This window comes from Actinomyces bouchesdurhonensis (genome assembly GCF_900128465.1).
Taxonomy (GTDB): Bacteria; Actinomycetota; Actinomycetes; order Actinomycetales; family Actinomycetaceae; genus Pauljensenia; species Pauljensenia bouchesdurhonensis.
Window position 1 is genome coordinate 171,656 of sequence record NZ_LT635869.1, and the last position, 11,900, is coordinate 183,555.

An 11,900-nucleotide genomic window follows, 5' to 3' on the forward strand; every position below is an offset into this window, starting at 1 on the left:
TTACCGTCCCATCGTTGTTTCGGAAGTCGGGAAGGGCGTGGCAGACAGATCGCCCACGCCCACCAGCTCGGTGGGCGGCCCCTGGCTAATGAGCTTACGGAAGCCCTCAATGGTCTTTTCGTCCGGCTCGGGCAGCGTCGCGACCAGCGCGTCCAGCAGCGGCGCGTACGGGGAATCCGCGGCGCGCAGCGCCGTGCGGATCACCTCAATGCCCTCGCGGTTCGAGCGCAGCAGGCCCTCGGCCGTACCCGTCTCGTCGAAGGCCGCGAACTCCAGGACCACCGGCAGGTGATCGGGCAGCTCCTCGCGGTCCATCTCGAAGCCGGCTCGGCGCAGCACCTCCTTGAACGCCAGGATCGCCTGGCCGCGCCCGCGGGTGTCGCCGTGCGTGTAGTACGTCAGGCCGAGCGCGCAGCGGCGGCGCTGGTCGAACGTCTCCACGTAAGTGGTCTGCATGGCGCGCATGCCCGCGGCGCGAGCGTAGCTCACGAACGAGGCCAAGGACGCCGAGGCCGGCTCCGGCAGGTCCGCCAGAGCCTCCTCGACCGCATCCAGCTTGGTCTCGAAGTCATCCCCCGGGTAGTCCAGGAGGAGGGAGACCGCCATGCGCACGCCGCGCGCGCCGCGCGGATCCATCTCCGTTTCCGGAGCGGCCGCAGGAATACGCGGAATGCCGACGAAAGTACTCATCGAACGACCTCAAGGGGGAGCATCTGGCGTCCCTCCGGCGACGAGCCACTCGTCGGGCGGTTCGACGTGGCGGGGGCCAGGCCGTGGAAGGCCTCGACGTCGTAGGACACCGGGCAGCCCTCGAGCTCCTTGATGCCACGCGGCATCTCGGGGTGCGCGGTCGGGATGACGAAGCGGTCGTCGTACTTGGCGATCGACAGCAGTCGGTACATCTCCTTGACCTTCTCCGGGGTCATGCCCACGGAGGCCGGGATCCCCTCGTTCGTCGGGTTGTCGACGAAGACGTCGCGCATGTAGGAGCGCATCGCGGCGAGGCGGCGCAGCGCCAGCTCCACGGGAGCCGTGTCTCCGGCCGTGAACAGGCCGGCCAGGTACTCCAGCGGGATGCGCATCTGCGAGATGGCGGACAGCAGGACCTTGTGGTCCTCGCCGTCGCTGCCGGACGCGGTCACCTGGTCGACGACCGGGGAGAGCGGCGGCACGTACCAGACCATCGGCAGGGTGCGGAACTCGGGGTGCAGCGGCAGGGCGACCTCGTACTCGGTGATGAGCTTCCAGATCGGGGACTGCTGGGCGGCCTTGATCCACGAGTGGGGAACGCCGTTGGCCTGGGCCTGGGCGACCACCTGCGGGTCGAACGGGTCGAGCAGGATCTCGCGCTGGGCGCGGTACAGGTCGCGCTCGTCCTCCTGGGAGGCGGCCCAGGTGACGCGGTCCGCGTCGTAGAGCAGCACGCCCAGGTAGCGCAGGCGGCCCACGCAGGTCTCCGAGCAGATGGTCGGCTGGCCGACCTCGAGGCGCGGGTAGCACAGCGTGCACTTCTCGGCCTTGCCCGTGTTGTGGTTGAAGTAGACCTTCTTGTAGGGGCAGGCCGACACGCACATGCGCCAGCCGCGGCACTGGTCCTGGTCGACCAGGACGATGCCGTCTTCGGTGCGCTTGTACATCGCGCCCGAGGGGCACGCCGACACGCAGGTCGGGTTCAGGCAGTGCTCGCAGATGCGAGGCAGGTAGAACATGTACGCGTCCTCGATGGTCTTGGCGACCTGGAGGTTCATCTGGTGCAGGACCGGGTCCTGATCCAGGGTCTCCATGGAGCCACCGAGGTCATCGTCCCAGTTCGGGCCCCACTCGGGCTTGTCGATGTGCTCGCCCGTGATCGTGGACTTCGCGCGGGCCGTCGGGATCGCGCGGGAGTTCGCGGGCGCCTGGAGCAGCTTGTCGTACTCGTAGGTCCACGGCTCGTAGTAGTCCTTCATGGTCGGCTGCGTCGGGTTCGCGAAGATCTTCGCGAGCGAGGCGACGCGTCCGCCCTGACGGGGAACGAGGCGGCCCGTGGCGGTACGCTTCCAGCCGCCCTTCCACTTCTTCTGGTCCTCCCAGCCGCGGGGGTAGCCCACGCCGGGACGGGTTTCGACGTTGTTGAACCAGATGTACTCGGTGCCCTCACGGTTCGTCCACACCTGCTTACAGGTGACGGAACAGGTGTGGCAGCCGATGCACTTATCGAGGTTCATCACCATCGCGATCTGAGCCATGACCTTCATCAGAACTGCACCTCCTGGGAGCGGCGGCGGATAACCGTGACCTCGTCACGGTTGTTGCCGGTGGGACCGTAGTAGTTGAACGCGTAGGCGAACTGCGCGTAGCCGCCGGCCAGGTGGGTCGGCTTAATGAAGATTCGCGTCAGCGAGTTGTGCGTACCGCCGCGCTTGCCGGATTCCTCGTTCAGCGGGGTGTTGATCTGGCGATCCTGGGCGTGGTGCATGAACACCGTGCCCTCCGGGATGCGGTGGGAGACAACAGCGCGAGCCGACACGGTGCCGTTACGGTTCTTCGCCTCGATCCACTCGTTGTCGCGCACGCCGATCTTCGCGGCGTCGGCCGGACTCATCCACACCGTCTGGCCACCGCGACCCAGCGTCAGCATGTACGGGTTGTCGTAGTACTGGGAGTGGATCGCCCACTTGTTGTGGATCGTCAGGTAGCGCACCGCGACCTCGGCCTGACCCGGCTGACCGGGACGGTGGTCGCCGACAGGACGTTCACCGTAGATGTGCGCCAGGTCAAGCGGCGGACGGAAGATCGGCAGGGCCTCGCCCATGTCCATCATCCAGTCGTGGTCGACGTAGAACTGCGGGCGGCCCGTGAGCGTGTGCCACGGCTTGCGGCACTCGACGTTCTGAACGAAGGCGCTGTAACGTCGTCCGCCATGCTCGGAACCCGACCACTCGGGGCTGGTGATAACGCTGCGCGGCTGCAGGACGGTGTCCTGGTAGGTGATCTTCTTTTCCTCGTCACCTTCGGCCAGGAACGCCATCTCGTTACCGACGCGCTTTTCCAGCGTGCGGAAGCCCTGAACGGCCAGCGAGCCGTTCGTGGTGCCCGAGAAACGCAGCGCCATGTTCGCCGCCTTGATCGCGGTGTCACACAGCGGCATGCCCTCACCGGCGTTGCCGTCCATGGGGGCGCGGCCGTTGAGGTCGCCGAGCTGCTCGTAGGCCTCCTGCACGTTGAACGCGACGCCCTTGGCGGCCAGGCCGGCCTTGGGCAGAAGCGGACCCATGCGGTCGAACTTGTAGCCGACCTGCGTGTAGTCGCGCTCGATCGGGACCAGCTTCGGCATGGTCTTGCCGGGCGTCCACGTCTGCTCGGGGACGACACCGCTCGCCATGGTCATGGCGTCCGGAGAGTCGTGACCCAGCGGGACCGCGACGACGTCCGTCTGCGTCCCCAGGTGGTCGGCGGCCAGGCGTCCCACGAGGTGCGCCAGCGTCTGGAACACCTCGAAGTCGGTGCGCGCCTCCCACGGCGGGTTCACGGCCTCGTCGAAGCAGTGCATGAAGGGGTGCATGTCCGTGGAGGACAGGTCGTGCTTCTCGTACCACGTGGCGGCGGGCAGCACGACGTCGGAGTGCAGCGTCGTCGAGGTGTTACGGAAGTCCGCGACCCACATGAGGTCGAGCTTGCCGGGGTGGTCGTCGCGCCAGTTAACGGTCGCGGGACGGTTGCCCTCTTCCAGCTCCTGCGCGTTGACCTCGTTGCCGGTGCCCAGCATGTGACGCAGGAAGAACTCAGTGCCCTTCGCGGACGATCCGAGCAGGTTCGTGCGCCAGTTCGCGAGGATCTTCGGGACGTTGTGGTGGGCGTCCGGGTCCTCGATCGCGAACTGCAGGCGCCCCTCGCGCAGCTCCCGGGACACGTACTGCGCGGGCGCCATGCCGGCCTCGGCGGCCTCGCGACCCAGCTGGGTCGAACCCTTGGAGAACGTCGGGTAGCAGGGCATCCAGCCGCGCTGAACCGACTCGACGAGCGTGTCGACCAGCTGCTTGCCGTCCAGGTGCGAGGACTTGATCGGGTTCGCCATGGCCGAGGCCGCGGCCCCGTCGTAGCGCCACTGGTCGGTGGTCATGTAGTACCAGCCGGTGGAGATCATCTGGCGCGGCGGGCGCGCCCAGTCCAGGGCGAAGGTGAAGGAGCCCCAACCCATGATCGGGCGGACCTTCTCCTGACCCACGTAGTGGGCCCAGCCGCCACCGTTGCGGCCCTGGGTGCCACACATTTCCGTGAGCGCCAGGAACGTACGGTACATCTCGTCGGCGTGGTAGTAGTGGTTAACGCCAGCACCCATGAGGATCATGGAACGGCCCTGCGTCTCAACCGCGTTCTGTGCGAACTCGCGGCCGATCTTGATGGCTGCGGCGGCGGGAACCGAGGTGAACTCCTCCTGCCACGCGGGCGTGCCCGGCGTGGAGGCGTCCATGTAGTCGGTGGGCCACTCACCCGGCAGGCCCTCACGCTCGACGGCGTACTGGGCGAGCAGGATGTCGAACACGGTCGTCACGAGGCGTCCGTTGACGCGGCGCGCGGGCACGCCACGCTTCACGTAGCCACCGCCGACCGAGGCCTGGCCGGGGGCCGCGGGCAGATCGAAGCGCGGCAGAGCGATCAGGGCGGCTTCCCACTCGTCCGTGTCCATGATGGACATGACGGGCTCGACGCCGTCCAGGTTGAGGTTCCAGTGGCCCGCGCCCTCCTCGCCGAAGCGATCGGCGAGCGTGCCGCCCGGGTCCTTGACCGTGCCGTCGGCCTCGATGACGAGGGGACGGAACTGGTTGTTCTCGGTGCGCGTCGTCGTGCCCGCGGGCATCTTGGCGGCCGTGAGGAACTTGCCGGGAACCAGGGTCGTCGGGGCGATGCCCTCGTGGGCGCCCTCGCCGACCTCGCCGATCTCCACCAGGAACGGGGAGTCGGTGTAGCGCGTCATGTAATCGAGGAACATGGGCTCGCGCTTGCCGACGTGGAATTCCTTGAGGATGACGTGACCCATGGCCTGGGCCAGGGCGCCGTCCGTGCCGGGCTGGACGCGCAACCAGTCGTCCGCGAACTTCGTGTTGTCCGCGAAGTCCGGGGACACGACGATGACCTTCTGGCCGTGGTAGCGGGCCTCGGCCATGAAGTGGGCGTCGGGGGTACGGGTCAGCGGCAGGTTCGTGCCCCACATGATGAGGTACTGCGAGTTGAACCAGTCGCCGGCCTCGGGCACGTCGGTCTGGTCGCCGAAGACCTGCGGCGAGGCCGGCGGGAGGTCCGCGTACCAGTCGTAGAAGGACAGCATGGTGGCGCCGATGAGCTCGTGGAAGCGAGCACCCGCGCCGTAGGAGATCATCGACATGGCGGGGATCACCGAGAAGCCGGCGATGCGGTCGGGGCCGTACTGCTTGATCGTGTGCACGTAGGCGGCGGCGACGATCTCCATCGCCTCTTCCCAGGACACGCGGACCATGCCGCCGCGGCCGCGCTGCGACTTGTAGGCGCGCGCCTTCTCCGGGTCCTCGACGACCGCGGCCCACGCATCGACAGGATCCCCGAGGCGCTTCTTGGCCTCGCGGAACATGTCGAGCAGGACGCCGCGCACGTAGGGGTACTTGATACGGGTCGGCGAGTACTCGTACCACGAGAACGCCGCGCCACGCGGGCAGCCGCGGGGCTCGTACTCGGGCATATCCGCGCCGGTCGACGGGTAGTCAGTCTGCTGGGTTTCCCAGGTGATGACGCCGTCCTTGACGAAGATCTTCCACGAGCACGAGCCCGTGCAGTTCACGCCATGGGTGGAGCGCACGATCTTGTCGTAGCTCCAGCGGTCGCGGTAGAAGGAGTCGCCTTCGCGGCCGCCCTCGAGGAAGAGCTGGCGCGCATCGGCGGACGCCTTGCCGCGACGCAGCCACGAGCCGAGCGCGAACAGGGTCGCGCCGGTCGCTGGCTTGACCTCGCCGTCGTAGGTCGGGAAGGTCATATCGGATTCGAGATTCGTCATGGGGTGCTCCTAAGAGTCGATTGACGAGGCAGTGGCAGGTCCGTCGGCACCACGCAGTGCCGGGTGGATCAGCCGGGGAACGGGGCGTTCTTGCGCGCGTACATGATCCAGCACAGGACCGAGCACAGGGCGCAGAAGATGGCGCAGCCCGCGAAGAAGACCGGGGCGCTGATGGCGGAGAGCGCGACGCCGACCAGGAACGGGCCGAGGGACGCGATGGCGGAGGTGAAGCCGATGGCGCCGCCGGCCTGGCGGGCCGGCATGATCATCGGCATCTGCTTGAAGGTGCCGGCGTTGCCGAAGCCGGAGAACAGGAACATGGCAAGCATGAGGCCCAGGAAGATCTTGAAGTCCGTCATGCCGGTGGGGTTGCGCAGGACCCAGGCGATGCCGCCCAGGGTAATGGCCATTCCGACGCCGGAGATGAAGGTCCAGATCGCGCCGCCCATCCGGTCGCAGAAGATGCCCCAGGACATGCGGATGATCGAGCCGATGAGGGGGCCGAGGAAGGCGAAGGTCGCGCCCTTGACGCCCAGCTTGAGGATGGAGTCGCCGCCGAACTGGTTGTTGATGAGGAGGGCGAAGACGGCGGAGAAGCCGGAGAAGAGGCCGAAGGTCATGACGTAGAGGATGGTCATGTACCAGGTGTTGGGGTTGGAGAAGATGTCCAGCTGCTGCTTGATGTTGGCCTTGACGGGCACGTCGCGCAGCCAGATGAAGGCGAGGATCGCGGCGAGGATGCACCACGGGATGAAGAAGGCCGCGGCGTTGTAGACCCAGATGCTCTCACCGACGTGTTCGCCGGCCTGCTCGCCGACCTGCGTCTGCGGGTCCACCAGCCAGGTCATGCCGAAGAGGCCGAAGCCCATGAGGATGGGGCCGACCAGCTGGATGACAGACATGCCGAGGTTGCCGATGCCGCCCTGCAGGCCGAGCGCCGTGCCGGCGAGGCGCTTGGGGAAGAAGTAGCCGGTGGAGGGCATGTAGCCGGAGAACGCGCCGCCGCCGATGCCACACATGAAGGCCAGGGTCAGGAGGACCCAGTAGGGGGTCGTCTTGTCCTGGACCGCGAAGAACCAGCCGGCCATGGGGATGATGCACAGCAGGGAGGTGATGCCCACGAGCTTGCGGGTGCCGATGAGCGGGGGCAGGAACATGTAGATGAGGCGCAGGATGCCGGCGGCCAGGCCGGGGAGGGCGGTCAGCCAGTACAGCTGAACCGTGTCCAGGGGAAACCCAAGAAGCGTGAGCTTCGGCGCAATCGCGCTGGGCAGGAACCACACGCAGAACGCCAGGATCAGCGAGTAGGTCGTGATCCACAGCGTGCGCCACGCGAGCTTCGAGTCCCACTTGGATTCGTCGTTGGGGTTCCAGTCAGTGAGCAGGTAGCGGCTCTTCTTGGCCGCGGGGTCGGTCGCGCTCATGGCTCTCCTCATGTCTGAAGGGGGTCCGGGCGCGGGCGCACGCCGGACGTTCTTTAACACGGAGGCTCCCAAGGCAAATTACCTTCGTCACACCATCTTTTTAGGACGTGCATCACCCTTGGTACAACAAGGAAAGATAGGGGTTTCGAGCACAGAGGGGAGGATGTCAACGCCGCTATCGACCGCCGTTACAAAACGTCGGCGTTACGAAATTAGTGGGGACTTACCCACCAATACGACTCATCGTGCGCGACGGACGCGCGAAAGCGTCGATATTGAGGCCGTGCGCGACCGGCTTGACCCACATGGCGTCGGCCCATCGAGCGGCGATCTGCGCGTCATCCCCGCCCCCGCGCAGCACGTCGCGTAGCGAGGTCTCCTCCGTGGAGAACAGGCAGGAGCGCACCATTCCGTCCGAGGTCAGGCGGGTGCGGTCGCACGCCCCGCAGAAGGGGTCGGACACTGAGGCGATAACTCCGAGCCTCTTGGTCGGATCTCCGTCCACAATCCACCGACCCGCCGGGGAATGCGGATCCTCTCGCTGCGCGGGGGTCAACGTGTGGCGGGTGCCCATGATGTGCAGGATCTCGTCGGCCGTCAGGATGTTCTGGCGGTCCCAGGTGTCCGCCGGCCCAATCGGCATCTGCTCGATGACGCGCAGCTCGATCCCCCGCTCCAGGCAGTAGTCGACCAGGTCGGGCAGGTCGGCCTCGTTCATGCCGCGCAGCACCAGGGTGTTGACCTTGATCGGGGTCAGGCCCGCGCGCGCAGCCGCCTCGATACCCTCCAGCACATCTCCCAGGCGGTCGCGACGCGTAATCGCCGCGTAGTGCTCAGCATCCAGGGAATCCAGCGAAATGTTGACGCGATCCAGGCCCGCATCCCTCAAGCCCTGGGCGCGCTTGGCCAGGCCGAGCGCATTCGTTGTCAGGGCCAGGTCCGGCTTCTTTCCTTCGTCGCTGCGCAGCCGGGCACACTCGGCAATAATCCCCTCGAGGCCTCGGCGCAGCAGAGGCTCCCCGCCGGTGAAGCGGACCTGCCGGATCCCCAGCCGCTCAACGCCGATGCCAACGAGGCGCACGACCTCGTCGTCCGTCAGGGTTTCCTCGGTGGGCAACCAGTCCAGGCCTTCGGGGGGCATACAGTAGGAACAGCGCAGATTGCAGCGGTCGGTGAGCGAGACGCGCAGGTCTCGGGCCACGCGCCCGAAGGTGTCGACGAGCCGCAGCGGCGCCTCACACGCCACCCCCTGCGCCGCCTGCGCGGCGGATACGAACTCGACAGACATGGCGACACCCTACCGCTTTTTACCCGGTCTTCGCCCCTCGAAATACGTGCGAGCACCCCGCAACCGCGCCCCGGCCTCGTCGCCTGAGAGAAAGGCTACAGTGGACAGCGCAGACACGAGTTGCAGCACCGGGATAGCGTGAATACACGAGAGCCACCCGAGCGAGGAGCACCATGCGCGCCGTCGTCATGCACGAACCCGGCAACGTCACCGTCGAAGAGACGCCGATGCCCACCATCCTGGAACCCACGGACGCCATCATCAAGCTGGCGGCCACCTGCATCTGCGGCTCGGACCTGTGGCCCTACCGCGGCATGGAGCCCGTCCACGACCAGCGCATGGGACACGAGTACGTCGGCACCGTCGTCGAAGTGGGCGAGGCCGTCACGACCGTGCGCCCCGGCGATTTCGTCGTCGGCTCCTTCTGCATCTCCTGCGGCGAGTGCGCCATCTGCCNCCACGCCCCGCCGCGAACGCCGGCAACAACGCGTCTGGCCACAGCCCACCCGGCCGCCTCGCCAGCTGCACCCGGCAACAACGCACCCGGCCGCCCGCTCAGCCACCGCCCACCGGCCCACACCCCGCCACCCAACGGGGGGTTTTGCACCATTAGACGCATCGCTACGGCGTGTCGCCGGCGTGTCGCACCCCTAATGCTGCAATTCCCCCCATTCGCCCGCGCCAACCGCCACCTCGCCCGCCACCAGCGACGGATCACCGGGCCACGGCCTCGGACCAGCCAGTCGCCCGCCACCACCGGCGGAAACTTCGTGCTCCACCAGCTATTCAGACAAAGAGAAATCAAACCAATTCACGTCGTTCAAACTGTTACAAACTAATGTTTAACGCACTAGAATTCACACATGAGCCCAGAAGATGAGGGCATCGGAGCCCCCTACATCCTAGGAATTGTTGAACGTGCAATTATTCGAGTCCCTCGCTCGAGTCATCACGGCCTCACGAGGGTACCGACGGCAGTGAAAATTGCGGGCAGGACCTACCTTGACCTGGCGAAGCTGCGAAACATCGGTGTCGAACAACTACCAGAGGTCGTGCTCGCCGCACGCATGTATCACCTCGCGCACACGCACCGAGCACTCGTCACTACCGGACAATGCGCGCTGTGGGCGCACGGCTATGTCAGCGATCCCGCGCTTCCGCCGATCACGGTTGCCGCGTCATCCGCTTACCACCCCATCGTGCTGCCCGCAGTAACAATCGGCACTCACACCTTCGCTCCGATGAGGGTAATGCCCCAGCATGCCTGTCGCCTCCCCGAGGCCATCGACGCAGGCGGGCTCCTCATTGAGAGCCTTGAGTCCGCACAGATTACTGCCGCCCGCACGTCACGCAACCGTCGCGCCGCGTTCACGCAAATGTGCATGAACGCCCACGCCTGCACACGCTTCGACAACTTCCACATGAAAGCGTCACGAGACAACGAGGAGGCCTGGAAGTTCTTTCTTGAGCAAGAGCTGAAACAGCTGGGCAACCGGGCGCGGGGCCGCTCGNGGCTGGCGAGGAGCTGGCCGTCGTGGCGCTGGTGGGCTGACGCGGCACGTCGCCCGGCACAGGGGCCCCTCGCCCCGTACTCAGAAGCAATTCCGAGGTCCAGGACCCGACGCCGAGGATTCCTCACCTGCGACCCGTTGTTCGCGGGTGTCGCCATCATGAAAGGTAATGAAAGGTAATCAGTGAAGTTTACGCATTTGAATGAGGAGGGCGCCGCCTACATGGTGGATGTGACGGCGAAGAGCCCGACGGTTCGCCAGGCGAGCGCCGTGTGTCGCGTGGATTGTTCGCCGGAGGTTATGCGGGCGTTGCGCGACGGTACGGTCCCGAAGGGGGACGTGCTGGCGGTTGCTCGCGTTGCGGGCATTGCGGCGGCGAAGCGTGTACCGGAGTTGTTGCCGCTCGCGCACACGATCGGCGTGCACGGTTGCGCGGTGGACCTGAGCCTGGAGGCAGATCACGTGGCGATCAGCGCGACGGTGCGCACGGCGGATCGGACGGGCGTGGAGATGGAGGCGTTGACGGCGGTGNTCGTCGCTCACCTACGCACGGGTGACACGCCGGAGGAGCTGCGCCGCGCGCTGGACGGGGCTCCCGACGCTGACCTGGTGATCACCGCCGGCGGTATTTCGGCGGGCGCTTTCGAGGTGGTGCGCCTGACTTTGGGGGCGGATGCGGGTTTCCATCATGTCGCTCAGCAGCCGGGCGGCCCTCAGGGTGTGGGGTCGACGCCGGTGGGTGGCCGCGGGCGTGAGACTCCGGTCATTTGTCTGCCGGGCAACCCGGTGTCGGTTTTTACGACGTTTCACATGTATGTGGCGGGCGCGCTGGCGGTTATGTCGGGTCTGGTTGTGCCCGAGCGCGGCGCGACCGTTCCGAGCGCCGTCATTGCGCGGGCGCGGGTGGGGTGGGAGTCGCCGGAGGGTAAGACTCAGTTCATTCCGCTTCGTTTCGTCGACGAGGCCGGGGCGCGTTCGTCGGTCGCCGGGTTGGGGGGCGGCGAGGCCGTCGTTCCCGAGGCCGGGGTCCGCTGGGTGGAGCCGGTGCACCCGTTGGGGTCGAAGTCGCATCTGGTGGCGTCGTTGGCGCGGGCGCAGGGCATTGGCGTGGTGGCGCCGGAGCGTGGCGCGGTCGAGGCTGGCGAGGAGCTGGCCGTCGTGGCGCTGGTGGGCTGACGCGGCACGTCGCCCGGCACAGGGGCCCCTCGCCCCGTACTCAGAAGCAATTCCGAGGTCCAGGACCCGACGCCGAGGATTCCTCACCTGCGACCCGTTGTTCGCGGGTGTCGCCATCATGAAAGGTAATGAAAGGTAATCAGTGAAGTTTACGCATTTGAATGAGGAGGGCGCCGCCTACATGGTGGATGTGACGGCGAAGAGCCCGACGGTTCGCCAGGCGAGCGCCGTGTGTCGCGTGGATTGTTCGCCGGAGGTTATGCGGGCGTTGCGCGACGGTACGGTCCCGAAGGGGGACGTGCTGGCGGTTGCTCGCGTTGCGGGCATTGCGGCGGCGAAGCGTGTACCGGAGTTGTTGCCGCTCGCGCACACGATCGGCGTGCACGGTTGCGCGGTGGACCTGAGCCTGGAGGCAGATCACGTGGCGATCAGCGCGACGGTGCGCACGGCGGATCGGACGGGCGTGGAGATGGAGGCGTTGACGGCGGTGACGG

At 66.7% G+C, this 11,900-nt stretch carries 7 protein-coding genes and 2 pseudogenes; 4 read left to right on the plus strand and 5 right to left on the minus strand.

Annotated elements, in window-relative coordinates:
- The 5 genes from narJ to moaA form a co-directional block, all read right to left on the minus strand.
- Positions 1 to 690, minus strand: coding sequence for a nitrate reductase molybdenum cofactor assembly chaperone (gene narJ, locus BQ7477_RS09185; RefSeq protein ID WP_073983668.1), 690 nt, complete (start codon positions 688 to 690; stop codon positions 1 to 3).
- The gene (gene narH, locus BQ7477_RS09190) at positions 687 to 2,237 is read right to left on the minus strand and encodes a nitrate reductase subunit beta (protein WP_073983669.1); all 1,551 of its coding nucleotides are present in this window, start codon (positions 2,235 to 2,237) and stop codon (positions 687 to 689) included. Before narH ends, narJ begins: the two co-directional genes overlap by 4 nt.
- On the minus strand, positions 2,237 to 6,007 hold the full coding sequence (locus BQ7477_RS09195) for a nitrate reductase subunit alpha (RefSeq protein ID WP_073983670.1): 3,771 nt from the start codon (positions 6,005 to 6,007) through the stop codon (positions 2,237 to 2,239). Before BQ7477_RS09195 ends, narH begins: the two co-directional genes overlap by 1 nt.
- Before the next feature lie 68 nt (positions 6,008 to 6,075).
- On the minus strand, positions 6,076 to 7,431 hold the full coding sequence (locus tag BQ7477_RS09200; RefSeq protein WP_073983671.1) for an MFS transporter: 1,356 nt from the start codon (positions 7,429 to 7,431) through the stop codon (positions 6,076 to 6,078).
- A 223-nt stretch (positions 7,432 to 7,654) separates the two neighbouring features.
- The gene (gene moaA / locus BQ7477_RS09205) at positions 7,655 to 8,719 is read right to left on the minus strand and encodes a GTP 3',8-cyclase MoaA (RefSeq protein ID WP_073983672.1); all 1,065 of its coding nucleotides are present in this window, start codon (positions 8,717 to 8,719) and stop codon (positions 7,655 to 7,657) included.
- A 173-nt stretch (positions 8,720 to 8,892) separates the two neighbouring features.
- On the opposite strand from moaA, the pseudogene BQ7477_RS09210 reads away from it, so the two are divergent.
- The 4 genes and pseudogenes from BQ7477_RS09210 to moaC (BQ7477_RS09225) all read left to right on the plus strand — a co-directional run.
- Positions 8,893 to 9,175: pseudogene (locus BQ7477_RS09210) on the plus strand (alcohol dehydrogenase catalytic domain-containing protein); the annotation flags it as partial.
- A gap of 1,238 nt (positions 9,176 to 10,413) precedes the next feature.
- A pseudogene (moaC, locus tag BQ7477_RS13110) lies at positions 10,414 to 11,001 on the plus strand (cyclic pyranopterin monophosphate synthase MoaC); the annotation flags it as partial.
- A 66-nt stretch (positions 11,002 to 11,067) separates the two neighbouring features.
- Positions 11,068 to 11,406 carry a MoeA family protein gene (locus BQ7477_RS13115; protein WP_420884445.1) on the plus strand — a complete coding sequence of 113 codons (339 nt, stop codon included), beginning with the start codon at positions 11,068 to 11,070 and terminating at the stop codon, positions 11,404 to 11,406.
- Between the two features lie 142 nt (positions 11,407 to 11,548).
- On the plus strand, positions 11,549 to 11,900 hold a 352-nt coding region (moaC, locus tag BQ7477_RS09225; protein ID WP_073983852.1), incomplete at its 3' end, for a cyclic pyranopterin monophosphate synthase MoaC.